The sequence below is a fragment of the Allobosea sp. CS1GBMeth4 genome, from assembly GCF_900185715.1.
GTDB lineage: Bacteria > Pseudomonadota > Alphaproteobacteria > Rhizobiales > Beijerinckiaceae > Allobosea.
Map to the genome: position 1 here is coordinate 52036 of NZ_FYAS01000043.1, position 26474 is coordinate 78509.

Consider the following 26474-nt stretch of genomic DNA (forward strand, 5'->3'; position numbering starts at 1 on the left):
GGTTCCATGGAGATCGCCATGCCTCCCTTCCAGATCCTGCAGATCGATGCCAGCGCCCGCCCCGGCCTGTCCGGAACGGACCCGCGCGGATCGCACACCCGCCGCCTGACGCGCCGCTTCGTCGAGCGCTGGCGCGCGGCGCGGCTGGCGGACGCGGTGACCTATCGCGATATCGGGCAGCGTCCGCCCTCGCCCGTCACCGGCGCGTGGATCGCGGCCGCCTTCACCCCGCCCGAGCGCCGGGATGCGGCGGCGCAGGCCGCGCTCGCCGAGAGCGACATGCTGGTGCAGGAGCTGCTGCGCGCCGACCTCGTCGTGATCGGCGCGCCGATGTACAATTTCGGGCTTCCGGCCCAGCTCAAGGCCTGGGTCGACAATGTCGTCCGGGTCGGCGTCACCTTCGGGTTCGACCGCAGCCGACCGGGCGAGCCCTATTGGCCGATGCTGCCGCCGGGCAAGCGCCTCGTCATCCTCTCCTCGCGCGGCGACTACGGCTATGATGCCGGCGGCCGATTGGAGGCGGTGAACCTGGTCGAGCGCGGCCTGACGGTCCCGATGGCCTATCTCGGCCTGACCGAGACGCATGCGATCGCCATCGAATACGACGAGTTCGGCGGCGAGCGTCTGGAAGCGTCGATCGCGGCGGCAGAGGCCGAGATCGACCGGCTTGTCGACGGGCTGGCGCTGGAGATCACCGACGGCGCCGATCGTGCGTCGGCGGCCTGAGCAGCGTCGCGGCCGGCCGTCACAGCCCGCGCATGCGCGCCACGAGCTCCTCGACCAGGAGCTCGCGGCGTTCGGCCTCGGCGGGCGCCCGGCCGGCCATGGCCGGCAGCTCCTCCGGCCGCTGCTCCAGGAAGCGCATGCGCATCGTCGTCGCCACGGCCTCGCCGAACGCGATCGCCTCGCGATTGCCGATCGAGGAGAGGAAGGCGATGGTGCTGGCGGACGCGTCGGCGATCGCGGCGCGGATGATCTGCTGGTCGCGCTCGTTGGAGAGCCGCATGGCGAAGACGGTCGAGCATTGCGACAGGATGGTCGGGTCGAGCTCGCCCGGGCGCTGCGTCACGACCCCGAGATAGGCGCCGTATTTGCGCCCTTCCTTGGCGATGCGGGCGATGGCCTGGCGCGTCGGCAGGAAACCCAGCGCCTGATCCTGCGGCACGTAGCGATGCGCCTCCTCGCACAGCAGCAGGATTTCGTAGCCGCCGCGGCCGGCCATGGCGAGGTCGAAGGCGAGACGGGCCAGGCTGGAGGCCACGGCGTTGAGGACCTCCGACGGCAAGCCGGCGAGCTGGAACACGGTGATGGGCCGGCCCTTGTGCGGCACCCGGAAGATCTGGGCGATCACCGGCGCGATCGTCTCCATGCTGTTGGCATGGGCGAACAGGAAGCCGTAGCGCGGATCGGCGTGCAGCGTCTCCAGCCTCACCCTGAGCGAGCGCAGCGTCGTGCGCGGGTAGCGCTGCTCGTGCAGGCCGATCAGCTCGTCGATCGCGGCGAAGAGGTCGGCGATGCGGTAGGGAGAGGCGAGTTCGGCCGTGCCGGCGCTATCGGCCGGCCGGCGCTGGGCGGGATCGAGCGGCCGCTTCAGCACGCTGCTGCCGAGATCGCGCGCCATGTCATGGGCCGGGACGACGCGGTAGCGGCTGCGCGCGACGGCGATGGTCTCGCGCAGGATCTCGGCCTCGTCCTCGAGCGGCGGCCGGCCGCGGAAGACGATGTCGGCGAACTCCTCGAAACGGAACAGCCAGAACGGCAGATCGAGGGTGCCCGCGTCGATGCGGACGGAGCTGTCCGGAAAGGCGTGCGCGTATTCATTGTGCGGATCGAGGACCAGCACGCGCAGATTCGGCTTGGCCGCGACGGCCTTGCGCAGCATCAGGGCGACCGCGCTCGACTTGCCGACGCCGGTGGTCCCGAGCACCGCGAAATGGCGCGCGAGCAGCCGCTCCATGTCGACGCTCGCCGGGATCGCGGCATCCTGCGTCAGGGTCCCGACGACCACGCCCTTGCGCTGGCCGAGGTCATGGATGCGTTCGAGATCGCGCGAGCGGATGCGGTGCGCCGGCGCACCGATCGGCGGATAGGCGGTGATGCCGCTGTCGAAGCGCGCCGCGCCATGCTCGCCGTCGACGACCTCGCCGAGCAGCTCGACCTCGACCGCGATCGGATTGAGGCCGGCCTCGTCCCAGGTTCCCTGCTGCGCGCGCATCTCGTAGACGAGGCCGACGATGCGGCTGCCGCCGAGGCTGATCGAGACGAGACGGCCGACCACCCAGGGATTGGCGGCGCCGGCGAGCGGGCCCTGGACGGTTGCCGCGATGGTCGCGCGCGAGCCCGAACAGGCGACGACGCGGCCGATGATGCGATCCTCGGCCTGACTCGGCGCACGCCTGTCGGGCGAGATGTCGTCGTGGAACTGCCGATGGTCGGCGGGAAGCTGCATGGCGGGCCCGGAACCTCTTGGCGCGAGCGGACAGGCTAGGGCCCAGCCCTTAACAACAGGCATACGCGGCCGGGGGGCGCCGGAAGACTGCCCTGCCACGCGCGCCATCGATCAAGGATGCTGACAGCGTCGATCACATCGCCTGCCTTGAACCCGCGCCGGCCGCGGCGTAGACGGCGAGGGACGAGGGGGCGATCCGATGACGCAGAACCGCTTGCGCCTGGGCGTGAACATCGACCATGTCGCGACCGTGCGGAACGCACGCGGCGGCGCCCTGCCCGACCCGGTGCGCGCCGCCCTCCTCGCCGTCGCCGCCGGCGCCGACGGCATCACCGCCCATCTGCGCGAGGACCGGCGCCATATCCGCGACGCCGACATGGCGCGGCTCGCGACCGAATTGTCGAAGCCGCTGAATTTCGAGATGGCCGCGACGGCCGAGATGATCGGCCTCGCCGAGACGCTGCAGCCGCATGCGGCCTGCCTGGTGCCGGAGAAGCGCGAGGAGCGCACCACGGAAGGCGGGCTCGACGTGGTCGGCCAGGCCGACGCGCTCAGCCGGCCGATCGCCCGGCTGAAGGCCGCCGGCTGCCGCGTCTCGCTGTTCATCGAGGCGGACGAGGCGCCGATCGCGATGGCGGCGAAGCTCGGCGCACCGGTGGTCGAGCTCCATACCGGCACCTGGTGCCATGCCGTCGCCGACGGCCATGGCGACAAGGCCGAGGCGGAATTCCGGCGGCTCGCCAGGGGCGCGGCCTTCGCCGCATCGCTCGGGCTCGAGGTGCATGCCGGGCACGGGCTCGACTACGACACCGCCCGCCGGCTCGCCGGCGTCGCGGCCTTCGCCGAGTTCAACATCGGCCATTTCCTGGTCGGCGAAGCGATCTTCGTCGGGCTGGAGACCGCGATCGCCACGATGCGGCGGGCGATGGACGAGGGACGCGCGGCCGGTTAAATCGGCCGGATGATCCTCGGCATCGGCTCCGATCTCTGCGACATCCGCCGCATCGAGACCTCGCTCGCCCGCTTCGGCGCGCGCTTCACGCAGCGCGTCTTCACCGAGGGGGAGCAGGCGAGATCCGATCGCCGCGCCACCCGCGCCGCCTCCTATGCCCGCCGCTTCGCCGCCAAGGAAGCCTGCTCCAAGGCGCTCGGCACGGGCATCAGGTCGGGCGTGTTCTGGCGCGACATGGAGGTGGTGAACCTGCCGAGCGGGCGGCCGACCATGCGGCTTTCCGGCGGCGCCGCGGCGCGCCTCGCCGAGATGACGCCGCCCGGGCACGAGGCGGTCCTGCATGTGTCGCTGACCGACGACCCGCCTCTCGCCCAGGCCTTCGTGGTGATCGAGGCCAGGCCGATCCGGCCCGACCTCTAAACAGCGGCGCCTTACTCCGCCGGCGCCGGCGTCACGCCGGTGATCTGCGCCGTCGGCTCGTCGCCGAGCCAGCGATAGACGACGCCGCCCAGCACGCCGCCGATGATCGGCGCCAGCCAGAACAGCCAGAGCTGCTGCAGGGCCCAGCCGCCGACGAAGAGCGCCGGCCCGGTCGAGCGCGCCGGATTGACCGAGGTGTTGGTCACCGGGATGCTGACGAGATGGATCAGCGTGAGGCCGAGGCCGATGGCGAGCGGCGCGAAGCCGGCCGGCGCCTTGCCATGGGTCGCGCCCATGATGATGAACAGGAACATCATGGTCATCACGACCTCGGTGAGGAAGGCCGAGGCCAGCCCGTATTTGCCGGGGGAGTGCTCGCCGAAGCCGTTCGAGGCGAAGCCCTTGGCGAGGTCGAAGCCGGGCGCGCCGACCGCGATGAAGTAGAGCACGGTCGCGGCGAGGATGGCGCCGACGACCTGCGCGATGATGTAGGGAATGACCTGGCCGGCGGGGAAGCGCCCGCCGACGGCGAGACCGACCGTGACGGCCGGGTTGAGATGGCAGCCCGAGATATGGCCGATCGAATAGGCCATGGTGACCACGGTCAGGCCGAAGGCGAGCGAGACACCGAGGAGGCCGATACCGACCTGCGGGAAGCCCGCAGCGATCACGGCGCTGCCGCAGCCGGCGAAGGTCAGCCAGAAGGTCCCGATCACTTCCGCGACATAGTTTCTGGTGCTCATGTCGATTCGCCCTTTGGTTGCGATCGCGGGACTGTGATCCCGTCGAGAACGAGCGTCAATCGCCGGAGATCGCCCGCGCGCCGGCAAATCCGGCCGGAGCGGCGCACGCCCAGCGTGTGCTGCATCCTTTCGCCCGTTGAGGCGTTGCAGCAGGCGAGGCTGCAAGCGCTCAGGCAGGGGAAACGGGCATGTTCGAGGCGTTCGTCGCGGGTGTGGAAGCCCGGCTCTCCTGGCTGCCCGCCTGGAGCGTCAGCCTCGCCCTGTTCACGCTCGCGCTCGCCCTGGCGCTGACCGTCCACCGCATCGCCTACGAGATCATGACCCGTATCGTCGCCGGCTGGGATCTGTTCTGGCGCTCGCTGGTGTCGCGCACCTACGGCCCGGCGCGGTTCACGGTGATCACGCTGGCCCTCTCCTTCGCCGCCTCGGTCGCACCGCTGTCGGACACGCAGGCCGCGCTGATCCGGCACGGGCTGCTGATCTGCTTCGTCGCGCTCGTCGCCTGGCTCGCCAAGACCGCGCTGCACATCTGGACCACCGTCTATCTGCGCCGCTTCAAGCTGGACGCCGAGGACAACCTGCTGGCGCGCAAGCATGTGACGCAGACGCGCATCCTGCGCCGGATCGCCGAGATCCTGATCGTGATCATCGCGTTCGCGGCGATGCTGATGACCTTCGACGGCGTAAGGCAATACGGGGTCAGCCTGCTCGCCTCGGCGGGCGCGGCCGGCCTCGTCGCCGGCCTCGCCCTGCAGCCGGTGCTGAAGAACGTCTTCGCCGGCATCCAGCTCGCGGTGACCCAGCCGATCCGGATCGACGACGCCGTGCTGATCGAAGGCGAATGGGGCAATGTCGAGGAGATCACCTCGACCTATGTGGTGATCCGGCTGTGGGACTGGCGCCGGCTGATCCTGCCGCTCAACTACTTCATGGAGAAGCCGTTCCAGAACTGGACCCGCGACGACGCGGCGCTGATCGGCACGGTGATGATCTATCTCGACTACGCGACGCCGATCGAGGCGGTGCGGCGCAAGGTCGAGGAGATCGCCGCCGCCTCGAAGCTGTGGGACCGGCGGGTGGTCAATGTCCAGGTCACCGATTTCAGGCAATCGACGATGGAGGTGCGCATCCTGGTCAGCGCCGGCACCTCGCCGAAGGTGTTCGACATGCGCTGCGAGATGCGCGAGAAGCTCGTCGCCTTCCTGCAGCGCGAATATCCGCACGCCCTGCCGCGGATCAGGGCGGAGCAGACGCCGCCGGCGCAGGGCGCCGCCGTCGCCGCGGCAACGGTGCAATGAGCCGGGGGACCCACCATATTGTCGCCGCCCCGCCGGGGCAGCACGGACGGCCCGCGCAAAAGTGCTTTCCACTTTGCCGGAACATGCTCTAGACCGCGCACGAGAACAGTAGCCAGCAGGAGCCACGTGTGGCCAACGACGCCGAGATCAAGGGCAAGACCAAGGACGAAGGCGGCATCCTCGAGACGATCAAGGTCGTCGTCCAGGCGCTGCTGATCGCCCTGGTGATCCGGACCCTGCTCTTCCAGCCCTTCAACATCCCGTCGGGCTCGCTGGTCCCGACCCTGCTGATCGGCGACTATCTCTTCGTCTCGAAATACACCTACGGCTACTCGAAGCATTCGATGCCGTTCAGCCCGCCGCTGTTCCAGGGCAGGGTCTGGGCGGCGGAGCCGAAGCGCGGCGACATCGCGGTGTTCAAGCTGCCGAGCGACAACTCGACCGACTACATCAAGCGCGTCATCGGCCTGCCCGGCGACCGCATCCAGATGATCGACGGCGTGCTGCACATCAACAACCAGGCGGTGAAGCGCGAGCGCATCGCCGATTTCGTCACCACCGACGCCTGGGGCCGCGCCACCACCGCGATCCAGTATCGCGAGACGCTGCCGAACGGCGTCAGCCACAACATCATCGAGCGCGAGGGCGACACCGGCACCTTCGACAACACGGCGGTCTTCCGCGTGCCCGACGGCCATTTCTTCATGATGGGCGACAACCGCGACAACTCGCTCGACTCGCGCGACCGCAGCGTCGGCTACGTGCCGTTCGAGAACTTCGTCGGACGTGCCGAGATCATCTTCTTCTCGATCGACGAGGGCGCGTCCGCCTGGCGCATCTGGGAATGGCCCTGGACGGTGCGCTGGAACCGCATGTTCTCGACGATCAAGTGAGCAAGGCGCCCGACAGCGGCCGCAAGCTGCCCGAGCTCTCGCGGCTCGAGAGCAGGCTCGGCCACCGCTTCCGCGACCGCGGCCTGCTGGAGACGGCGCTCACCCATATGAGCGCCGATCCACGCCGGATCGCGAGCTATCAGCGGCTCGAATTCCTCGGCGACCGCGTGCTCGGCCTCTCCGTCGCCGACATGCTGTTCACCACCTATCCGCAGGCCGAGGAAGGCGATATGTCGCGCCGCCTCGCCGATCTCGTGCGCAAGGAGACCTGCGCGGCGGTGGCGAGCGCCTGGGATGTCGGGTCGCATCTGCGCCTCGGAGAGGGCGAGATCCTCTCCGGCGCGCGCAAGAACAAGGCGATCCTTGCCGATGCCTGCGAGGCGATCATCGGCGCGGTGTTCATCGACGGCGGCTACGGCGCCGCCCGCAAGCTGGTCGAGGCCGGCTTCGGCGAGCGGCTGCTGAAGCCGGCGACGCCGCTGCGCGACGCCAAGACCGCCTTGCAGGAATGGGCGCAGGGCCAGGGCCACCCGACACCGACCTATGCCGAGCGCGGCCGCTCCGGCCCCGACCACGCGCCGATCTTCCGCATCGCCGTGCGCATCGGCACATTGACGGAGGCGGAGGCCGAGGGCCGCTCGAAGCGGCTGGCCGAGCAGGCGGCGGCCGAGGCCTTCCTGCGCCGGCAGGGATTGTGGAACGAGGGGGCGGAGGCGGACCATGGCTGAAAGCGACCAGCAGACCCGCTGTGGCTTCGTCGCGCTGATCGGCGCGCCCAATGCCGGCAAGTCGACGCTGCTCAACCAGCTCGTCGGCGCCAAGGTCTCGATCGTCTCGCGCAAGGTGCAGACGACGCGCACCCAGGTGCGCGGCATCGCGCTCTCCGGCAAGGCGCAGATCATCTTCGTCGACACGCCCGGCATCTTCGCGCCCAAGCGCCGGCTCGACCGCGCCATGGTGACGAGCGCCTGGGGCGGGGCGACCGACGCCGATCTGATCGGCGTGCTGATCGACGTCGGCCGCTTCGACCATGAGGAGAACACGGCTCTGCTGGAGAAGCTCTCCGAGCTCAGGCAGCCCAAGTTCCTGATCCTCAACAAGATCGACACGATCCCCAAGGAGAAGCTGCTCGCCATCACGGCGGCGGTGAACGAACGCGCGACGTTCGAGGCGACCTTCATGGTCGCGGCGCTGACCGGCTACGGCGTCAAGGACATCCTGGCCTGGCTGGAGAGCCGGCTGAAGCCCGGCCCCTGGCTCTATCCCGAGGACCAGATCTCGGACGCGCCGCTGCGCTTCCTCGCCGCCGAGATCACCCGCGAGAAGATCTTCGAGCGGCTGCACGACGAATTGCCCTATCGCTCCACCGTCGAGACCGAGAGCTGGCAGCAGCGTCCGGACGGCTCGGTCCGGATCGAGCAGACGATCTATGTCGAGCGCGAGGGCCAGCGGAAGATCGTGCTCGGCGAAGGCGGGCAGACGATCAAGGCGATCGGCCAGAAGGCGCGCGCCGAGATCGCCGAGGCGGCGGAGGCGAAGGTGCATCTCTTCCTCTTCGTCAAGGTCCGCGAGAACTGGAGCGACGATCCGGAGCGCTATCGCGAGATGGGGCTGGAGTTTCCGAAAAACTGAACCGCCGCGTCCGCGCACGCAGGACTGGCAAAATTCGGCCGATATCTTGCGCATTGCCTGGCATCCACCACATAAACGCCGAGGAGGCGCTCGATTTGGAGCGCGAATCCGACATTATTCAACCTTGATCCGTGCCGATTCTTATTGGTCGACCGCATTTGAGCCAGGAGCCATTACATGGCAGGTGAGCCGCGCATCGCGCTCTTTATCGATGGAGCCAACCTTTATGCGACGTCGAAGCAGCTCGGTTTCGATATGGACTACCGGCGTCTACTCAAGGAATTCCAGGGCCGCGGCAATCTGATCCGGGCGTTCTACTTCACGACACTGGTCGAAAGCGAGGAGTACACCTCGATCCGCCCACTGGTCGACTGGCTCGACTATAACGGCTACAGGGTCATCACCAAGGCGGCGAAGGAGTTCACCGACGCGACGGGCCGCCGCCGCGTCAAGGGCAACATGGACATCGAGCTGGCGATCGAGATGCTCGAGCTCGCGCCCCATCTCGACCACATCTACCTGTTCTCCGGCGACGGCGATTTCCGCCCCCTGGTCGAGGCGGTGCAGCGCAAGGGCGTCAAGGTCTCGGTGGTCTCGACCATCAACACCACCCCACCCATGGTCGCCGACGATCTGCGCCGGCAGTGCGACGAGTTCGTCGAGCTCGCCCATCTGATGCAGAAGGTCGGGCGCGACCCGGCCGAGCGCGCCGCGCGCGCGCCGGCCGCGGCCAATCCGGGACTGGAGCGCCGCTACGGCATCCGCCAGGGCGACGAGAGTCCGGAGGGCTGAACCTCTCCCTTCCCTGCCGCGTTGGGCCGGCATGGGCGGAGCGCATCCGCGCCCGGCCCGCTTGACGCCGCCTGCGCGGCAGGCAAGCTCTGTTTCCGCTAGAGCATGCTGCGAAAAAGTGGCAACGGTTTTTCGCATCGAGCATGCTCTAAACTCTTAGAATCGATCACGTTATCTGCATTTGGACGACTCCGTCCAAATGCAGCGTGATCTGGGACAGGCATCGACCGGAGGGACGTCATGACACGCCGCAGCTTTCTCACCGGCCTCGCCGCCGGCTCCGCCCTCGTCATCGCCCGCCCGGCCCTGGTGCTGGCGCAGAGCGCGCCGCCTCCGGCCCCGCCGCCGCCGGTCTTCACCCTGCCGAAGCTGCCTTACGCCTATGAGGCGCTGGAGCCGGCCATTGACGCGCAGACCATGCGCATCCACCACTCGCTCCACCACCAGGCCTATGTGAACGGCGCCAATGCGGCGGCCGGCCAATGGGAGGGCCTGCGGACCACGCCGATCGAGACGGTGCTGGCCGACCTCGAGGCCGCGCCGGAGACTGTCCGCACCGCGGTCCGCAACAATGTCGGCGGCCACTGGAACCACAGCTTCTTCTGGGAGCTGATGACGCCGGGCGGGGCCCAGCAGCCCGGCGCCGACCTCAGGAGCGCGATCGAGGGCGCCTTCGGCTCGGTGCTCGAGCTGGTGCAGAAGGTCAACCAGGCCGGCGCGACGCGCTTCGGCTCGGGCTGGGCCTGGCTCGTCGTCGACAAGGACAAGAAGCTCGCCATCGTCTCGACCGCCAACCAGGACACCCCGCTCGAGCTCGGCGCCAAGGCGGTGCTCGGCGTCGACGTCTGGGAGCACGCCTATTACCTGAAGTACCAGAACCGCCGGCCGGAATACCTCGCCGCCTGGTGGCGGACGGTGAACTGGGACAAGGCGAACGAGAACTTCAAGAAGGCGATGGGGTAGTCCGAGCCCTTGAGACGCGCGTCATGCTCGGGCTTGCCCCGAGCATCTCAGGCCGGAAAAGGCGCCAACCAGCCCCTCGTCTGCAAGAGATTCTCGGGTCTGCGCTTCGCTCCGCCCGAGAATGACACCAGGCGCCCTCACCCGCCCGTCTTCAGGATCCGGGCCTTGTCGCGGTTCCAGTCGCGGGTCTTCTCGGTCTCGCGCTTGTCGTGCAGCTTCTTGCCCTTGCCGAGGCCGAGCTCGACCTTCGCCCGGCCCCTGTCGTTGAAATAGACCTTGAGCGGGATGACGGTGTAGCCCTCGCGCTGGATCGCGCCCATCAGCTTGTCGATCTGGCGGCGATGCAGCAGCAGCTTGCGCGGCCGGCGAACGTCGTGATTGAAGCGGTTGGCTTCGAGATATTCCGGGATATGGGCGTTGAACAGGAAGAGCTCGTCGCCCATCGGGCCGGCATAGCTCTCGCCGATCGTCGCCTTGCCGCCGCGCAGCGACTTGATCTCCGTGCCCTTGAGGACGATGCCGGCCTCGAAGGTCTCGTCGATCGCGTAGCTGTAGCGCGCCTTGCGGTTGTCGGCCGCGAGCTTGTAGCGGTCGGTGTCGAGCTTGCTCATGACCGCTCAAAGCCTCGGCATGCGTAATGTGGTGCGGACATCGCTCTCCTCGCGGCTTTCGCCGGAGACCGACGAACGCAGCCCTCTTACTTAGGCATTCAACAGCCCGGCGTGAACCATGGCGCTACGGATGACTTCGCCGGTCGCCGGCGTCACCGGCAGCAGCGGCAGGCGGACCTCCTCCTCGATCCGGCCGAGGCGCTTGAGCCCGTGCTTGGCGCCGGCGAGCCCCGGCTCCTTGAAGATCGCATCGTGCAGCGGCACCAGCCGGTCCTGGATCTTCAGCGCGCCGGCATAATCGCCCTTCAGCGCGCAGGCCATCAATTCGGCGCAGAGCTTGGGCGCGACATTGGCGACGACGGAGATGCAGCCATGCCCGCCGGCGGCCATATAGGCCAGCGCCGTCATGTCCTCGCCCGAGAGCTGGATGAAGTCGGGGCCGAGCACATGGCGCTGCTGCGAGACGCGGGCGAGGTTGGCGGTCGCGTCCTTCACCCCGGCGATGTTCTTCAGCTCGTAGAGCCGCGCCATGGTCTCGACCGACATGTCGACCACCGAGCGCGGCGGGATGTTGTAGATGATGATCGGGATGCCGATCGCGTCGTTCACCGCCTTGAAGTGCTGGTACATGCCCTCCTGGGTCGGCTTGTTGTAATAGGGCGTGACCACGAGCACGGCCTGGGCGCCGGCCTTCTCCGCGTGCCTCGCCAGCGAGATCGCCTCGGTGGTGCTGTTCGAGCCGGCGCCGGCGATGACCGGCACCCTGCCCCTGGCCTGGTCGATGACGATCTCGGTGACGCGGCCATGCTCCTCATGGCTGAGCGTCGGGCTCTCGCCGGTGGTGCCGACCGGAACCAGCGCCGAGGAGCCGTTCTCGATCTGCCAGTCGACCAGGGCGCGCAGCGTCGCCTCGTCGACCTTGCCGCCCTTGAACGGCGTCACCAGCGCGGGCATCGAACCGGTGAGGGGCGCATGCTTGGTCATGGACGGTCCTGAAAACGACATAGTTACGCGGAAAAGGGGCGACAGACATAGCCTTTCAGCGACAGTCCGCAAAGCCGGCAACCCATCAAAAATCGTGGCGGCATGGTTAGGACTCCGTAAAGCTCCCTGCGGGAGCATGGCCTACTGCTACGATCCGGTTTGCTTGGGGGGATGCCTCATATGGCACTATCGCCGGGCCGACGGTTCTTCGGAGCCGGCCTGACGCTCATTCTGGTGGCTGCCGGACCCTGCTCCGCGGGCCCCGACGGCTCGCATCCGCTGCAGATCGAGCAGTTGGCGCGTGTCGAGACGAACGCCGGCGCGAGCGTCGATGTGGGCGTGACCGCCTCGCTCGCGCCGCCGGCCGAGCCCCCCGCATCGCCGCTGCCGCCGGCAGAGATCGCCCGGCCGGAAGAACGCGTCGACCTCGAGCCGCTCAAGAAGGCGGTCGTCGCCTATCGCGCCGGCAAGCTCGAGGACGGCGACGCCATCGCGCGCGGCATCGACGACAAGGCGGTGCGCGGCATGCTGGAATGGGTGGCGCTGCGCAGCCTCGCCAATGTCGTCCGCTTCGAGCGCATCGCCGAATTCCTCGACGCCTTCCCGAACTATCCCGGCACGACGCCGTTCCGCCGGCGCGCCGAAGCGGCGCTGATCACCGACCGGCGGGCTCCCGAGACCGTGCGCGCCTTCTTCCATGGCCGCGAGCCGATCAGCCCGGCCGGACGCGTCGCGCTCGCCCGCGCGCTCGCCGCCGAGGGGCGCAAGGACGAAGCCTTCGCGCTGGCGCGCCGGGCCTGGCTCAAGGATCATCTCGGCGCCGGGCTTGAGCAGATCGTGCTCGACACTTTCGGCGACAAGCTCACCGCGGCCGATCATCGCCTGCGCGCCGAGCGCTATCTCTTCGCCGAAAAGAGCGCGGAAGCGCTGCGCAATGCCGCCCGCGTCTCGCAGGACTATGTCGCGCTGGCGAAGGTCCGGCTCGCCAGCGCCAAGGCCAAGGGGCCGATCGCGCAGAAGCAGATCGACGCCGTGCCGGCGGCTCTGAAAAAGGACATGTCCTTCGCCTTCCTGCAGGCGCAGCAGGCGCGCCGCGCCGGCAAGCCGGCCGAGGCCGCCAAGGCGATCGCCGAGGTGCCGCGCGACCCTGCCCTGCTCGGCGACGGCGACGGCTGGTGGGAGGAGCGCCGGCTGATCGCCCGCAAGCTGCTCGACGAGGGCGACGCCAAGGGCGCCTATGCGGTCGCATCCGGCCATGGCGCCGAGGACGCGGCCGAGCGCATCGATGCCGAATGGCATGCCGGCTGGATCGCCTTGCGCTTCGAGAAGGACGCCGAGCGGGCGGCGAAGCACTTCGCCGAGGCGGCGAAGATCGCCGAGACGCCGATCTCGGTGGCGCGCGCCGCCTATTGGCAGGGCCGCGCCGCCGATGCGCTCGGCAAGACCGAGGAAGCGAAGACGTTCTACGCCCGCGCCGGCGAGCACCCGGTCGCCTATTACGGCCAGCTCGCCCGGGCCCGGCTCGGCCTCGGCGACCTGCCGGTCCGGCGCACCATGGCGGCCCCGCTGGCGCATCTGCCCGGCTTCAAGGCGGCGAAGCTGCTCTACGCGATCGACGCGCCGGACCTGGCGGGACAGTTGCTCATCGACCTCGCCCAGCGCCTGCACGACGCCGCCGCGCTCGAGGCCATCGCCGATCTCGCCCGCCAGCGCGGCGACGCCAAGACCCTGCTCACCATCGGCAAGACGGCGCTGCAGCGCGGCTTCCCGCTCGACGAGGCCGCCTTCCCGACCTTCGGCGTGCCGGAATTCCCGTCGGTCGGCGATCCGATGGAGCGGGCGATCGTCCACGCCATCGCCCGCCAGGAAAGCGCCTTCGACCCCGGTGCGGTCTCGCATGCCGGCGCGCTCGGGCTGATGCAGATGATGCCGGCGACGGCGCGCGAGACGGCGCGGCGCGCGCAAATGCCCTTCGAGCTCGACAAGCTGACCAAGGACCCGCTCTATTCGGCGAGGATGGGCGCCGCCCATCTCAACGATCTGCTCGGCGACTGGCGCGGCTCCTATGTCCTGACCTTCGCCGCCTACAATGCCGGCTCGGGCAATGTGAAGAAGTGGATCGGCGCCTATGGCGATCCGCGCGCGCCGGAGGTCGACGCGGTCGACTGGGTCGAGCGCATCCCCTTCACCGAGACGCGCAATTATGTGCAGCGGGTGATGGAGAACCTGCAGGTCTATCGCCAGCGCCTCAACCAGCGCACCGCCTACATGATCGACCACGATCTGAAGCGGGGCGGCAAGCGGGAGTGAGCGCGGCCTCCTCCTCCTGCCGTCATTGCGAACGCGGCGAAGCAATCCGGGACGTCTCGCCCTGCCGCCCCTGGATTGCTGCGTCGCTGCGCTCCTCGCAATGACGGGAAAGCGGCTTTGCCCTCGCCGAGCCAGCATGCGACAAGCCTCGCCGGCCACGCAGCAGGATCATCCATGCAGTCCGATACCGGCTTCCGCTCCCTGTTCATCAGCGCCCGCGACGGGCTGAAGCTGCACATGCGCGAATACGGGCCGCAGGCGGCGGCCGCCTTGCCGGTCGTCTGCCTGCCGGGGCTGGCGCGGACATCCGCCGATTTCCACGAGCTCGCCCTGGCTCTGGCGGAGGACGGGCCGCGGCGCGTGCTGGCGCTCGACTATCGCGGCCGCGGCCGCTCCGACTACGCCAGGGACTGGCGCGACTACGACATCCGCGTCGAGCTCGACGATCTCATGCAGGTCCTGGCCGCGGCCGGGGTCGAGGAGGCCGTCTTCGTCGGCACCTCGCGCGGCGGGCTCCTGACCATGGCGCTGGCGGCGGCGCGGCCGGGGGCGATCCGCGGCGTCGTGCTCAACGATGTCGGCCCGGTGATCGACGCGCGCGGCCTGCTGCGGATTCGCGGCTATGTCGGCAAGCTGCCGACGCCGCGCAGCTTCGCCGAGGGCGCCGAGATCCTGAAGCGGCTGTCGGACCAGCAATTCCCGCTCTTCGGCGACGCCGAATGGGAGATGATGGCGCGCCGGACCTGGACCGAGCGCGGCGGCGCGCTGGTGCCGGACTATGATCCGCGCCTGCTGAAGACGCTGGAGGAGCTCGACCTCGAGGCGCCGCTGCCGGAGCTCTGGCCCTATTTTGCCGCGCTGAACCATGTCCCGCTGCTGGCGATCCGCGGCGAGAATTCCGACCTTCTGGCGGAGAGGACGCTGGCCGAGATGGGCGCGCGCCATCCGCGCTGCGAGACCTTCACCGCGCCCGGCCAGGGCCATGCCCCCCTGCTCGGCAGCAAGGACATGGTCCGCCGCATCGGCCGGCTGATCGCGAAAGCGGAGAAGCAGGCGGCCTGAGCGTCGGCTCAGCGCTTCTTCCTGCCGCGCCGGCCCTTAGCCGTGCGCGCGTGCTCGGTCTGTCCGCCGGCGGCGAGAATCTTCGCCTCGGCCTGCCAGCCTCGCGCGACATCGCCGTCCGGAACGCCGGCGTGACGGGCGATGAAATGCAACTCCTCCGGAGCGAGCGCGACGATCTGGTCGAAATGCCAGAGACCGAGCGCGTTGAGCTTCCCGGCCACGACCGCGTCGATGCCGGCGATCAGCTCGAGATTGTCCGGCTTGCCGCCGCGCGCCGCCGGCAGAAGATTGGCCGGGCACTTGCCGACGCTCGCTTCGGCGCCGATCGGCTCGGAACCGCCCTGCGCCGCCCGGGCGGGCGGCGACGGCAGGGCCGGCGCGGGCTGCGGCAAGGCGAGGAGCGGCGCCGGCGGAGCGAGCGCCGGGACGGCCACCGCGCCCCTCGCGCCGAACAGGCTCCCCACCAGGCAGCCCGCGGCATAAGCCAGGAGATGGAGCAGGGCCGTCTCGATCCAGAATGCCGCCTGGTCGTTCACGAGCCGGAACCAGGCCAGCGCCGCCAGGGCGAGCCAGAGGATCGCCAGACCGGCGACCGGCCCGGTCGCGGCCTCGCCGCGGCCGCCGCCAAGGGTCAGCCAGCCGAAGACGAGGCCGATCGCGAAGGCCATGAGGAGAAACCAGGAGAACTGGAGCGCGAGATAGAGCATCGCCGAACCCCCTATCGCGCCACGGTGAACTGGACGCGGCGATTCCTGACCCGCGCCTCGGGATCGCCCGGCGCGACCAAAGGCCGGTCCGTCCCATAGGCCCTGATCTCGAGCTGGGCCGCGGGAACGCCGCGGCGGATCAGCTCCTCGCGGACCCGCTGCGCCCGGCGGTTCGACAGATCGAGATTGTTGAAGCCGCTGCGCTCGCCGTCGAGATTGGTGTGACCTTCGACGGTCACGCGGGAGTCCGGGCACTGCTTCAGGATCGCCGCGGCCTCGTTCATCGCCCGTTCGGTGACCGGGTCGAGCGTCGCGACCGCCGTCCCCATCGCGAAGATCACATAGTAGCGCTGGGTGAGCGCATCGAGCTCGTTCTGGCAGGTGCTCGCCGGATCGGTGACGCAGCCGGTCTGGCGCATGCCGATCTCGGCCTTGCCGGAGAAGCCGTCCGGCAGGCCGCCGGCCAGATTGGTCTCGACCTCGTTGCGGATCAGGGCGCGGCAGGTCAGCCCGCGCACGGACACGTCCCGGCCGATCACGCTCGCCGAGCCGAGATCGAGCCGCAGCAGATCCTGCACCGCCCCCTGGGCGGCGACGCCGAAGCCGGTCGGCGCGGCAGGCAGGATCTCGGTCTCGTCGTTGATGCGCCCGCGCAGCGGCGACGCATCGATCAGCGCCGCGATCGCCTGCCGGGCGGCGGCATCCGGCAGGTAGCCGGTGAGGTAGCCGCCCGAGCGGTCGAGCGAGGCGGCGAAGCCATAATTCCGCATCGAGAGCGCCGGCCGCGCGGCGAGCGACAGCCCGGCCGGAAGCGCCCTGTCCTTCAGCGCCGCGTCCAGGGCCAGCCAGCCCGGCCGATCGGCGACCATGCCGGCGAGGCTCAGATTCGAACCGGCCAACGCGACGCTCCCCTGCTCCAGCCAGCGGAGCAGACCGAGGGCGAAGCGCGTCGCCTCGTCGAAATCCGGAGCGCCGCGCAAATGCTCGTCGAGCACGGTGCGATCAACCACCTCGCCGCCGGTAAGCGCCGCCCCGGCCGCCTCTGCGGCAGCCGCCTTGGCCGCGGCGCTCGGCGCGGCGCCGGACAGGACGATGCCGGCCGCGGACTTCTCGGCGCGCCATTGCAGCATCCGGGCCGGCTCGGTCTCACGCGGAGCGGCTGGTGGCGGCGCGGTGGAGCTCGCATCGGCCGGCGGAGCGGGCGCCGGTGCCGGTTCGCTCTTCGGCAGAAGGGGCGGCGGCGGGCAGGAGATGCTGGCGAGCGCCACCGAATCGGGACCGTCGCCCTGCGCGATGTTCAGGCGCAGCGTCTCGCAGGCCTCGTGATCGTCGGGACCCTGCCCGGAAATGCGGTAGGCGTCGCCCTCGATCTCGACCTTGCCGCTGCGCAGGCGGGCGAGATCGGCGACGGCGCGCGCCACCCTCGCGGCGAAAGCGGGCGGCTCGCCGGCGGCGGGCAGCATGCCGTCCGCCACGGCCCCGCCCCCCGGCACGGCGCGCGCAAGCGACGCGAGAATCTCGCGCCGCGCCTGCTCGGTCGGATAGTAGCCGGAGGCGGAGACGGTGCCGGAAGCGTTCTTCTCGGCACTCCAGCGATAGGGCGAGACGGGCGGCGGGGCGAGCGTGCAGTCGACGCGGGTGAAGCCCTGCGGCGCGGCCGCGGCCGCGCCGTCGCGCAGGGCGAGGAAGGCCTGCGGCGTCGCGGCCGTTCCCTCGACGCAGAAGCGCGCATCGTCGAGCCCGACCTTGCCGTCCGACAATCGGCCGAGATCGCGCATCAATGTGCCGACGAGATCGGAGAAGCCGGGCGGCGCGCCGAAGGCGACCTTCTGCTGGTCCTCGATCCTGATGCCCGGCCCGAGCGCCCGGGCCGCCGACGCGGTCGCGGCCGCGGTCGCCTCGTCCGGGACGAAGCCCGAGAGGGTGACGAGGTCGCCCCGTCGCGTCGCCGACCAGCTATAGGGCTTCTGTGCGATGACCTGCGTCAGCCCGCCGAGCACGCGCCGGACACCGAATTCCGACTGAAGCTGCGCCAGGGCCTTGCTGGCGCCATCGGCGGTGACGGCCTCGCCGTCGAGATAGACGTCGCGCCCGCTCACCCGGACGGAGAGGCCGCGGGCTCCGGCCGCGCTGCCGGCCGCAGCCCCGGCGGCGAGCGCCCTCGCCTCGATGTCCCGGCGCACCGGCTCACTGTTCAGGATGGTCGCCGCGACCCAGAGCGCAGCCAGCGGAACCAGTCCCCAGAGCCACCCGGCCTGCCGCGCCATGCCGAAATCCTCGTCTCGTCCGGGACCGTCTGCGCCGAATCCGGACGCCCGCGGCCCTCTGCAATCACGCCCTATCGCGGACCCGAGTCAAGCAAGGCGCCGTCCGCCCTTGTGAGCGGCAGAGGCGGTTTCGCGCTGCGCGCTCGGCACAAACGAAAGAAGCCCCGGGTTTCCCCGGGGCTTCCCTTGAACGATCGGACGATCGATCAGAAGTCGCGCTGGATGCGGAGACGGCCAGCCCAGGCGTCGTCGCTCTTGATGCCGAAGCCGGCGACGCGAGCGCCGCTGTTGTCGGCCGCGAGAACGCGCGAGGCGAGCTCGGTGCGGGTGTAGAGAACCTCGACACCGATATCGAGACCCGAGACCGGCGACCAGATCAGGTTACCGGCAACGATCAGCTCCTTGGGGTCAAGCGAGCGGATCGGAGCGCCGGGGGCGTAGACGCCGGCGATCTGGGTGTAGCCGAGCTTCAGCTCGGAATACGACGCAGCCAGCTCCGAACGCAGGGTCGGGGTCCAGAAGTGGCGCAGAGCGGCCACGACCGACCAGCCGGTCGACTTCTTGACGTTACCGAGCGCGGTCACGCCGATGTCGCCGATCACGAGCTGGTTCACGCCCGCGGTGGCGATACGGCCCGAGCCGTACTGACCACCCCAGCCGAGATAGCCGAGAGCGCCGTCGGCATAGGCGGCCTGCAGGAACAGGTGATCGCCAGCCGCGAGCATCGGCAGGTTGATCTTCACGCCGCCCTGAACAGCCCAGCCGTACTCATCCGCGCTGTTCTGCGTGACGACACCGCCAGCGATGGTCGAGAGAACCTTGCGCTGGGTGAGAGCACCCGACAGCTGGGCAGAGCCCCAACCCTGATCGACGCGCAGCGAGGCGACGATGTCCGGGAAGTCCTGGCCGCCGAGGGCGATGGCAGCACCATTGAAGCGACCGAAAGCGCCGTTCTCACGGGTGCCGGTGCCGGTGTTGCGATCTTCCAGCGAGACCGTGGCCGAGAAGCCCGAACCGAAGGTGGCGGTGTAGGCCAACAGGTTGAGGCGCGAGTCAGCCGTACGGAACGTCGAGAAGGTCAGGTCGTTCGCGTAGAAGTCGAAGAACGACTGAGCGCGACCGGCGGTGATCGGACCGAACTGGATGAAGGCCAGGTCGAGGTTCGAAGCCGTGGTGGCGCCGAGGTTGCGAGCCTGACCCGGGGCGATGATGCCCTGGTTGCCGCCGAGCGTGCCGGCGTAGAAGCCCGAGCTGACGGTCAGCTCGTAGCGGAAGAAGGTACGCAGCGTGCCGTAGGCGGTCGCGGTGCGGGCGTCGATGTTCAGACGGCCGCGCGAGCGGGTGCCGTAGGCGTCCTGGGCATCGCCGTAGCGGGTGCCGACGGTGTACTCAGCGCGAACACGACCACCAACGCGAAGGCAGGTGTCGGTGCCCGGGATGTAGAAGAAGCCCGCGCCATAAGCGGAGCAAACGCGAACGTACTCGACCGGAGCGGCCTTCCGCGAAGGAAGGTCGGCGGCCTGAGCCCCGGCAACCGCGGCGATGCCGGCGGCGGAACCGAGGAGGAGGCTCTTAACGAGCTTCATTTGATTACCTCCAAAAGAGTTTCGAGACCCTCGGGCGTCGGCGCGTTCCATTCCGGCGGCCCCAGGAGACCTGTCCAGCGAACCCGCTTATCCCGGTCTTTCGCCCGCGTCCCCGAACCGTTCGGAGGCGAAGACGAAAAACAGCGACCGGGAACGTCCCGCCGCACAGTCACCATTACGAATGGCCGGCCGGCGATCAACCACGATCACGCCACACTCCCCGTCCCGCCCCCGCTTTACCCCCCGGTGTTGCACCTGCGCCACGCTTTGAGGGCCGAATTTAACGGAGCCTTAACCAGGGAAGGCCCGCCTGGCCCGCCGGACGCCCCCACCTCCCGCGCCGGGAGCCGAATCTGCCGCGCCGCGCCGCCGGGTTGCAGAATCAGTATTCCCACTCGGCTCCGACGCCGACCGCGGCGCTGCCGTCGGCATTGGTCTCGGCCTGGAGCTTCAGCCGGCGGGTCACGTCGATACCGACCGAGACGCCGCTGTCCTCCGGCTTGGCGCCGGCCTTCACGCCGAGGGTGATGTTGTCCGAGATCGCGCGCGAGACGCCGACCGTCGGCCCGTTCGCCCCCATCTGCACATCGAGATTGTCGACGCCGAGGGAACGCCGGATGCGCTCGAAGACGTCGTCGCCGCCGGCGCCGGAGAATTGCGCCGCCGTCTGGGCGAGCTGCAGCGCCTGGAAGGGCGAGAGCGCGCCGGAGGCGCGGGCGAAGAGCAACCGCGACAGGACCTCGTCCGGCGGCAGCTCGGGCGAGGAGGAGAAGGTGAACTCGGGCGCCGAGGCCTCGCCGGAGACGATGATCCGCGCGGTGACGTCGGCGGCGCGGGTCTCGGCGACGAAGTCGAGCGTCGGCATGACGTCACCGGTGAAGGTGAGGCGTCCGCGGCTGAAATCGAGGCGCTGGGTGGCGATGTTGAGACGCCCGCGGCGCAGGTCGAAGCCGCCGGTCAGGGCCGGGGCGGCGGAAGTGCCGGCGACGCGCAGCTCGCCGCCGAGCTCGGCATCGATGCCGCGGCCGCGGATGAAGACACGGCCCGGGGCGGAGACGGTGAGGTCGAGCACGGCGTCGAAGGCCGGCGCGCGGGCGCCCTTGCGGCCGGCGGCGGCGCGGGCCTTGCGCTCGGCGGCGAGGCGGGCCGCCGCCTGGCCCTTCGCGTTGACGTGGCGGATGCCGTCGACAGGCCGCAGGCTCGACGGCAGGCGGTCGGGCACGGCGACCTCGATCGTCACGACGTCGATACGGCCGGCGATGCGCGGGCGCTGCGCCAATGGACCGGTGAGGTCGAGACCGAGATCGGCGACGGCCCGGACCAGCCCGCTGTCGACGAGCTGGGCGCGCCGACCCTCGATGCGGATCGTGCCCGGGAAGCCCGCCTCCGGATCGAGCCTGACATTGCCGCGCGCCGAGAGCGTCCCGCCGCCCGGGGTCTGGGCCGCGAAGCGCTCGATCGCGAGCTCGGGGCCGTTGGCCGCGATGCGCGCCTCCAGTCCGGTGAGCTTCACGCCCTGCAGGGCGTCGCTGAAGCTGCCGCCGGAGAGCGTCGCGCCACCTGACAGGCGTGGTGCCGACAGCGTGCCGCCGGCACGCAGGTCGAGCACCAGCTGGCCGGTCAGCCGCCGGCCATCGGCGGCGAGCCGGGCATTGGCGAGCGCCGCATCGGCGCGGCCCTGCACGGAAAGGTCGAGCGCGCCCTCGCCGCCGAGCGGCGCCGTGCCCCTGGCGGTCAGGTTGACGAAGCGGCCGGCGCTCAGGCTGGCGTCGAGGCTGGTCTGGCGGCCATCGAGGGCCCCCTGCCCCGAGATCTCGACCGGCGGCAGGCCGGCGGCGCGCGTCTGCGGCGCGACGAGACGGGCGATGCGGACGCGCCACGGACCGGTAGGAGCCTCCGGCGTGCCCTTGATCGTCGCCTCGGCGTCGAGCGTGCCGGAAAGGTCGAGCGTCGGCGACACGAGGCGCGCGGCCGAGAGCGGCACGCTCTGCGCCGCGAAGCGCAGGTCGAGCGCCTTGCCGGCCTCGCCCTCGAGCGTGACGCGGCCACCGTCGAGCGCGACGGCGAGGTCGCGGATGGCGACGCCGCTGTCGATCGCGGTGAAGCTGGCCGGCCTGGCCAGCGCGATGCGGCGGCCGGCGCGCGTCGCGGTGAAGCTGGCGAGGTCGAAGCGCAGCGGCCCGGCGATCGAGAGCCTGCCCTTCGAGGTCAGCGAGAAGCCGCGCGCGGTAGCGTCGAGACTGATGTCGCTCGCATCCGCGCCGCCGGTCGAGACGAGGCGGATCGCGCTCACCGGCTCGCCGGCGACGACGGCGCGATCGACCTGGACATTGCCGTTGACGAGCGGCTTGCGCAGCGCGTCGGCGATCGCGATGTCGGCCGCGAGCCGGTCGAGCGAAAGGCCGGGCGCGACAAGGCGTTGGGCGGAAGCCTTGAGATCGAGATTCTGGCCGCCATCGGGGCGCGTGAGCTTGAGATCGGCCTCGATGCGCCCACCCAGCTTCGCCAGCGCCAGTGCCGAGAGGTCGTCGAGATTGCGGGCGGCGAGCTTGAGCGTGCCGTCGGCGAGATTGGCGCCGTCGAGATCGAGCGTGCCGGCGAGCGTGGCCGAACCGATCGCGATGGCGAGCTGCGGCACACTCCAGCCGCCGCTGTCGCCCTTCGCGAAGCGCAAGGTTCCCGTCGCCGGCTTGCCATCGATCTCGCCGGACAGGCGGGCATCGCCGGACAGCATTCCCTGCAGATCGCGGAGATTGGCGTCGAGCGCCAGGCGCGGCACCGGGCGGCCGAGCGCGGTGGCATTGCTGATCGCCGCCTTCAGCGTCGCGTCGAGCTTGTCGAGCGGCCCGGTCAGCGTGGCGTCGAAAGCGCCCTGCCCCGAGAGTTTCGGGTCGGCGCGACGCAGATCGGGGATCGCGATGCTGGCGCGCAGGCTGGAGCCTTGTGCGCCGAGCGCGCCGTCGGCCGTCGCCGCGACATGGCTCCCGGCGAGGCGCAGGCCGTTGACGACGAGGCCGCTGCTGGCCGGCACCCTGATCTCGCCGCCGAGCGAGAGCCTGCCGGCGAGCAGGCGATCCAGCGCCTCCTGGCCGAGCGACAGGGACTCCGCACCGCCGTCGAGCCTGACGGCGTAGAGTTTCTTCTTCGGCTCGGCGTCGACATCAGCCGTGACGTTGGCCGAGCCCTTGAGCGGGCGGCCGGCGAGCGTGCCGAGCCGGGACAGATCGGGCAGACGGGCCTGCAGCTTGCCGAGAATGCGCGCCGGGCCGAGCCGCCCGGCATAGCCGAGCTCGGCTCCGCCGAAGGACAGTTTCAGCGTCTCGAACTCGCCGCCCCCGCCTTCGGAGGCCGTGCCGCGCAAGGTGAAGCGCAGACGGTCGCCGACGAATCGGGCGAGGCCGGGATCGGCCAGCGCGACGCCGGAGGCTTCGCCGTCGGCGATCAGGACGGTGCGCGTCGCCGGGTCGTTCAGCGCGCCCGTCGGCGTCGCCGTGAAGGTGAAATCGAGCTTGCCGAGCTTGCCGGCCGGAAGGCTCGCGCCTTCCGCCTGCAGGCTGGCGTCGATGCGCGGGCCGGCGGCCGGCCCCCGGATCGTCGCATCGAAGGCGAGCCTGGCGATCTCGGCCCCGGAGGCGACGGTGCGCCCTTCCGCATTGGGGCGGGCGGCGGCGGTGACCTTGAAATCGAGGGTCCTGTCGGCGCCGTAGAGGCCGTGCACGTCGAGCCGCGCCAGCGCCGAGACCAGCGCCATCCGATCGACCGAGATGGCGCCGCTGTCGGCGAAGACGACCGTGCCGTCGAGCCGTGTCGAGCCCTCGAACACCGGCGCGACCGGCGCCGGCATCAGGCCGGCGATGCGCGAATCGAGCGCAAGCAGGAGACGGCGTGCCGCGCCCTGGCGGGTGAGATCGGCGGTGCCGTCGGCGCCGATGGTCGGGCCGGCGGCGAAGGCGAGGGTCGCCCGGAAGCGGTCGAGCGGGCCGTCGCCGGTAAGGTCGAGCCTGACCGGCGGCCGGTCGGGAAGATCGGCGATGGTCGAGATCAGGCCGCCGGCCGGCTCGTCGAGCTTGAGCGCGAGCTGGAGCTGCGTCGATTGCGGCACGAAGCGCAGGGTGACGTCGAGCGTGCCGCCCATGTCGAGCCGGCGGCCGGCGAGCCGGAAATCGAGCCCCTCGTTCGGCGGGCCGAGGCGGGCGGCCCCGGTCGCCGACAGCCTGGCGGGCGCGCCGATCACGGTCGGCCCCAGCGCCAGCTCGCCGAGCTGGAAGGCCTCGACGATCAGCTTGAGCGGCAATTCGGGCAGGATCGGCGAATTATCGACCGGCGGCGGCGCGGCCGGATCCGGCAGCGGTCTGCGCAGGATCTCGAGCTTGCCGATCTCGAGCCGGTTGACCTCGAGCCGGCGCAGCAGCAGCGCCGAGCGGGTCCAGATCAGCCGGGCGCGGTCGAGCCGCAGCCACGGCCCGTCGCGGTCGGAGATGACGATGTCGCGGATGGTCGCGTCCGAGGAGAGCGCGCCCTCGACCGCACCGATCGAGACCTGGCTGCCGTCCGTCGAGAGCGCCTTCGAGATCAGATCGGCGAGGACGCCGCGCTCGCCGGCGTTCTGGGCGAAGCCGCCGAGGCCGGTGACGAGGACCAGCACCGCGGCGATGGCGAGGGCCGCGAGGCCGGCGAGCAGTCGCGAGATACGGAACGTGCTCATCAGAAGGCCTGCCCGATGCTGATATAGAGCGCGACCGGCTTGTCGCCCTTGCGCGGGTTGAGCGGAGCGGCGACATCGACGCGGATCGGCCCGATCGGCGTATAATAGCGCAGGCCGAGGCCGGCGGCGTACTGCATCTTCTCCTTGAAGTTCGGAATCTGCGAGGCGAAGGCCATGCCGGCGTCGAAGAACGGCACGATGCCGATCGTGCTGGTGATCTTGATCCGCGCCTCCACCGAGGCCTCGAACAGGCTGCGCCCGCCGGTGAGCTGGTTGAGCGGGCCGAGTGGCGAGAGCGTGCGATAGGCGTAGCCGCGGACCGAGCCGCCGCCGCCGGCATAGAAGCGCCGCGTCGCCGGCACCTCGTCGAGATCGGCGCCGGCGATCGAGCCGAGCCCGACCCGGCCGGCGAGCACGTAGCGGGCGTCCTCGTCGAGCGCGTAATAGCCGGAGATCGAAGCCTTGCTCTGAATGAAGGGCGCAGCGTTGTCGCCGAAGGCGGCATAGGGCGTAACCGAGGCGGCGACCCTGATGCCGCGGGTCGGGTCGAGCTGGCTGTCGGTCGAATCGTAGCGCAGCGACAGCGGCACCCCGAGCAGCGTGTAGTCGACCTGGCCGAGGACATCGCTGGTCTGGCCGCGCTCGGCCTCGATGCCGGCCTGGATCGAGAAGACGTCGCTGAAGCGGTGGCGGATCGCGGCGGTGACGTTGGCGTAGCGCGCGGTATAGCCGCCATAGCGGTTGGTGCCGACGCGCTCGCGCACGCCGCTCGCGTCGATCAGCAGGTCGTTGCGGCTGCCGCCGAGCGCCGGCTTCAGGAAGCTGGCGGTGAAGCGCGCGCCGAGATCGGTCGGCTCGAAATCGCCGAAGCGCTGGACCTTGGTGCCGTCGATGCGCGGCGCGAAGAAGACGGAGGCCTCGAGCCGCAGGCGCTCGGCGCCGCCGAACAGGTTGCGGTGCTCCCAATAGGTCTTCACCGCCGGGCCGTCGATGGTCGAATAGCGGGCGGAGAAGCCGAGCAGATGCTTCGGCCGCTCGTTGACCTCGACGAAGATCGGCAGGTTGCCGGCCTGGTCGAGCCGCGTGCCCTCGCGGATGCGGACCGAGCCGACGGCGGGAATGGTCGCGATCGACTTGCGGGTGTCGGCGAGCGCCTTGGGCGAATAGGGCTCGCCGGGATCGAGATAGATGAAGGAGCGGATCACCTCCGGCGGGATGTCGCCGGTCTCGTGGATCGAGACGTCGCCGAAGCCGGCGACCGGGCCGGGATCGACGACGAGCGCGACATCCATCGTCTGCGCGGCATGGTCGACGACCGGACGGACCTCGACCACGCGGGCGAGCGGGCGCGACTTGTCGCGCCAATAGTCGACCAGTGCCGTCTGGGCGGCCCGGATCGAGGCGGAGGTGGCGGGCGCGCCGGGCACAAGGCCCGAGACCTTGCCGGGATCCGGGATCACCGCCGCCGGATCGCGCCGGCCGGCCGGAACGATGTCGACGTTGCGCAGCGAGAATTGCGGCCCCAGATCGACCGTGACCATCACCGGCGCCGGGGCGCGATTACGGTAGCGCTCGGCGGCGCGGGCCAGGCCGGGCGGCGGCTCGCCGGCCTGCGTCACCGCGACGCCGTCGACGGCGATCGCGACCCGGGCATTGAAATAGCCCTGGGCCCAGAGCGCGTCGATCAGCGGGTTGATGTCGGCGGCGGCGCGGCGCGCCAGGGTCTCGCCATCGGGCGGCGCGTCGTCACGCAGGCGATAGAGCAGAGAGGCGTCCTGGAGGCTGCGCTTCAGCGTGCCGGCATCGGGCGCATCGCCGAGTTCGAAGCGCAGCTCATAGGAAATCGCCGTCCCGCTGACCGGCGGCGGCTTGTCCTTCGACCCGAAGAGATTGAAGACGTCGAGCGACGACAGATCGAAGGCGCGCGCCGGCGAAAGCTCACCGCCGAGAATCGCGGCGACGGCGCAGACGCCTCCGCCGGCTAGATCGATCCCCCGCCTCCGCCATGACCGCATCAAACCTCCAACGCAACCGAACCGGCGCGCTTTCCGTTCGACCGTCGTCGAACGACGAGAACTCACGCCAGACTAATATGCTGGA

20 protein-coding genes are annotated in these 26474 nt (G+C 70.2%); 11 read left to right on the plus strand and 9 right to left on the minus strand.

Annotated features, from left to right (window positions below; all coding sequences use genetic code 11):
- The first annotated feature begins 18 nt into the window (after positions 1-18).
- Positions 19-726: an NAD(P)H-dependent oxidoreductase gene (locus CS1GBM4_RS21255; RefSeq protein WP_186420755.1), complete on the plus strand. Its 708-nt coding sequence runs from the start codon at positions 19-21 to the stop codon at positions 724-726.
- Between the two features lie 19 nt (positions 727-745).
- On the opposite strand, the gene CS1GBM4_RS21260 is transcribed toward CS1GBM4_RS21255, so the two are convergent.
- Positions 746-2449, minus strand: a complete 1704-nt coding sequence (locus CS1GBM4_RS21260; protein ID WP_186420756.1) for an ATP-binding protein — start codon at positions 2447-2449, stop codon at positions 746-748.
- Between the two features lie 199 nt (positions 2450-2648).
- Here CS1GBM4_RS21260 and CS1GBM4_RS21265 point away from each other — a divergent pair, with 199 nt between their 5' ends.
- Together CS1GBM4_RS21265 and acpS are read left to right on the plus strand one after the other, a co-directional pair.
- Positions 2649-3401 (plus strand): pyridoxine 5'-phosphate synthase, encoded by a 753-nt coding sequence (locus CS1GBM4_RS21265; protein ID WP_186420757.1) that lies wholly within the window; start codon positions 2649-2651, stop codon positions 3399-3401.
- A 9-nt stretch (positions 3402-3410) separates the two neighbouring features.
- On the plus strand, positions 3411-3821 hold the full coding sequence (gene acpS, locus CS1GBM4_RS21270) for a holo-ACP synthase (RefSeq protein ID WP_186420758.1): 411 nt from the start codon (positions 3411-3413) through the stop codon (positions 3819-3821).
- Between the two features lie 11 nt (positions 3822-3832).
- Here acpS and aqpZ read toward each other — a convergent pair whose 3' ends face one another.
- Entirely contained in the window at positions 3833-4564 is a 732-nt protein-coding gene (gene aqpZ, locus CS1GBM4_RS21275; RefSeq protein ID WP_186420759.1) for an aquaporin Z, read from the minus strand.
- 188 nt (positions 4565-4752) lie between these two features.
- On the opposite strand from aqpZ, the gene CS1GBM4_RS21280 reads away from it, so the two are divergent.
- The 6 genes from CS1GBM4_RS21280 to CS1GBM4_RS21305 all read left to right on the plus strand — a co-directional run bounded on the left by CS1GBM4_RS21280 (position 4753) and on the right by CS1GBM4_RS21305 (position 10142).
- Positions 4753-5862 carry a mechanosensitive ion channel domain-containing protein gene (locus CS1GBM4_RS21280; RefSeq protein WP_186420760.1) on the plus strand — a complete coding sequence of 370 codons (1110 nt, stop codon included), beginning with the start codon at positions 4753-4755 and terminating at the stop codon, positions 5860-5862.
- A 128-nt stretch (positions 5863-5990) separates the two neighbouring features.
- Positions 5991-6755: a signal peptidase I gene (gene lepB / locus CS1GBM4_RS21285; RefSeq protein ID WP_186420761.1), complete on the plus strand. Its 765-nt coding sequence runs from the start codon at positions 5991-5993 to the stop codon at positions 6753-6755.
- Positions 6752-7483, plus strand: a complete 732-nt coding sequence (gene rnc / locus CS1GBM4_RS21290; protein WP_244607332.1) for a ribonuclease III — start codon at positions 6752-6754, stop codon at positions 7481-7483. The genes lepB and rnc overlap by 4 nt, the downstream gene beginning before the upstream one ends.
- Entirely contained in the window at positions 7476-8387 is a 912-nt protein-coding gene (era, locus tag CS1GBM4_RS21295) for a GTPase Era (RefSeq protein ID WP_186420763.1), read from the plus strand. Before rnc ends, era begins: the two co-directional genes overlap by 8 nt.
- Positions 8388-8564: 177 nt before the next feature.
- Entirely contained in the window at positions 8565-9179 is a 615-nt protein-coding gene (locus CS1GBM4_RS21300; protein WP_186420764.1) for an NYN domain-containing protein, read from the plus strand.
- 240 nt (positions 9180-9419) lie between these two features.
- A complete protein-coding gene (locus tag CS1GBM4_RS21305) occupies positions 9420-10142 on the plus strand; it encodes a superoxide dismutase (protein WP_186420765.1) in 723 nt (240 codons plus the stop codon).
- 137 nt (positions 10143-10279) lie between these two features.
- Here the strand turns inward: CS1GBM4_RS21305 and smpB are convergent, their stop codons facing one another.
- Positions 10280-10753 (minus strand): SsrA-binding protein SmpB, encoded by a 474-nt coding sequence (gene smpB, locus CS1GBM4_RS21310; RefSeq protein WP_186420766.1) that lies wholly within the window; start codon positions 10751-10753, stop codon positions 10280-10282.
- A 90-nt stretch (positions 10754-10843) separates the two neighbouring features.
- Positions 10844-11737 (minus strand): 4-hydroxy-tetrahydrodipicolinate synthase, encoded by an 894-nt coding sequence (gene dapA, locus CS1GBM4_RS21315; RefSeq protein WP_186420767.1) that lies wholly within the window; start codon positions 11735-11737, stop codon positions 10844-10846.
- A gap of 234 nt (positions 11738-11971) precedes the next feature.
- On the opposite strand from dapA, the gene CS1GBM4_RS21320 reads away from it, so the two are divergent.
- Both CS1GBM4_RS21320 and CS1GBM4_RS21325 read left to right on the plus strand, forming a co-directional pair.
- Positions 11972-14047, plus strand: a complete 2076-nt coding sequence (locus tag CS1GBM4_RS21320) for a lytic transglycosylase domain-containing protein (RefSeq protein ID WP_186420768.1) — start codon at positions 11972-11974, stop codon at positions 14045-14047.
- A 174-nt stretch (positions 14048-14221) separates the two neighbouring features.
- A complete protein-coding gene (locus tag CS1GBM4_RS21325; RefSeq protein ID WP_186420769.1) occupies positions 14222-15109 on the plus strand; it encodes an alpha/beta hydrolase in 888 nt (295 codons plus the stop codon).
- Between the two features lie 8 nt (positions 15110-15117).
- Here CS1GBM4_RS21325 and CS1GBM4_RS21330 read toward each other — a convergent pair whose 3' ends face one another.
- The 5 genes from CS1GBM4_RS21330 to CS1GBM4_RS21350 all read right to left on the minus strand — a co-directional run bounded on the left by CS1GBM4_RS21330 (position 15118) and on the right by CS1GBM4_RS21350 (position 26389).
- On the minus strand, positions 15118-15816 hold the full coding sequence (locus CS1GBM4_RS21330; RefSeq protein WP_186420770.1) for a hypothetical protein: 699 nt from the start codon (positions 15814-15816) through the stop codon (positions 15118-15120).
- An 11-nt stretch (positions 15817-15827) separates the two neighbouring features.
- Positions 15828-18083 (minus strand): OmpA family protein, encoded by a 2256-nt coding sequence (locus tag CS1GBM4_RS21335; protein ID WP_186420771.1) that lies wholly within the window; start codon positions 18081-18083, stop codon positions 15828-15830.
- A gap of 206 nt (positions 18084-18289) precedes the next feature.
- On the minus strand, positions 18290-19669 hold the full coding sequence (locus CS1GBM4_RS21340; RefSeq protein WP_186420772.1) for a porin: 1380 nt from the start codon (positions 19667-19669) through the stop codon (positions 18290-18292).
- A 382-nt stretch (positions 19670-20051) separates the two neighbouring features.
- The gene (locus CS1GBM4_RS21345) at positions 20052-24374 is read right to left on the minus strand and encodes a translocation/assembly module TamB domain-containing protein (RefSeq protein WP_186420773.1); all 4323 of its coding nucleotides are present in this window, start codon (positions 24372-24374) and stop codon (positions 20052-20054) included.
- Positions 24374-26389, minus strand: a complete 2016-nt coding sequence (locus CS1GBM4_RS21350) for an autotransporter assembly complex family protein (RefSeq protein WP_186420774.1) — start codon at positions 26387-26389, stop codon at positions 24374-24376. Before CS1GBM4_RS21350 ends, CS1GBM4_RS21345 begins: the two co-directional genes overlap by 1 nt.
- Positions 26390-26474 lie beyond the last annotated feature (85 nt).

Coding starts and splice junctions, on each gene's coding strand:
- dapA (WP_186420767.1), bottom strand. CDS start 11,737: ATGACCAAGCATGCGCCCCTCACCGGTTCGATGCCCGCGCTGGTGACG.
- smpB (WP_186420766.1), bottom strand. CDS start 10,753: ATGAGCAAGCTCGACACCGACCGCTACAAGCTCGCGGCCGACAACCGC.
- CS1GBM4_RS21265 (WP_186420757.1), top strand. CDS start 2,649: ATGACGCAGAACCGCTTGCGCCTGGGCGTGAACATCGACCATGTCGCG.
- acpS (WP_186420758.1), top strand. CDS start 3,411: ATGATCCTCGGCATCGGCTCCGATCTCTGCGACATCCGCCGCATCGAG.
- CS1GBM4_RS21325 (WP_186420769.1), top strand. CDS start 14,222: ATGCAGTCCGATACCGGCTTCCGCTCCCTGTTCATCAGCGCCCGCGAC.
- CS1GBM4_RS21305 (WP_186420765.1), top strand. CDS start 9,420: ATGACACGCCGCAGCTTTCTCACCGGCCTCGCCGCCGGCTCCGCCCTC.
- CS1GBM4_RS21335 (WP_186420771.1), bottom strand. CDS start 18,083: ATGGCGCGGCAGGCCGGGTGGCTCTGGGGACTGGTTCCGCTGGCTGCG.
- CS1GBM4_RS21300 (WP_186420764.1), top strand. CDS start 8,565: ATGGCAGGTGAGCCGCGCATCGCGCTCTTTATCGATGGAGCCAACCTT.
- CS1GBM4_RS21330 (WP_186420770.1), bottom strand. CDS start 15,816: ATGCTCTATCTCGCGCTCCAGTTCTCCTGGTTTCTCCTCATGGCCTTC.
- CS1GBM4_RS21280 (WP_186420760.1), top strand. CDS start 4,753: ATGTTCGAGGCGTTCGTCGCGGGTGTGGAAGCCCGGCTCTCCTGGCTG.
- CS1GBM4_RS21350 (WP_186420774.1), bottom strand. CDS start 26,389: ATGCGGTCATGGCGGAGGCGGGGGATCGATCTAGCCGGCGGAGGCGTC.
- aqpZ (WP_186420759.1), bottom strand. CDS start 4,564: ATGAGCACCAGAAACTATGTCGCGGAAGTGATCGGGACCTTCTGGCTG.
- CS1GBM4_RS21345 (WP_186420773.1), bottom strand. CDS start 24,374: ATGAGCACGTTCCGTATCTCGCGACTGCTCGCCGGCCTCGCGGCCCTC.
- CS1GBM4_RS21255 (WP_186420755.1), top strand. CDS start 19: ATGCCTCCCTTCCAGATCCTGCAGATCGATGCCAGCGCCCGCCCCGGC.
- CS1GBM4_RS21260 (WP_186420756.1), bottom strand. CDS start 2,449: ATGCAGCTTCCCGCCGACCATCGGCAGTTCCACGACGACATCTCGCCC.
- CS1GBM4_RS21340 (WP_186420772.1), bottom strand. CDS start 19,669: ATGAAGCTCGTTAAGAGCCTCCTCCTCGGTTCCGCCGCCGGCATCGCC.
- era (WP_186420763.1), top strand. CDS start 7,476: ATGGCTGAAAGCGACCAGCAGACCCGCTGTGGCTTCGTCGCGCTGATC.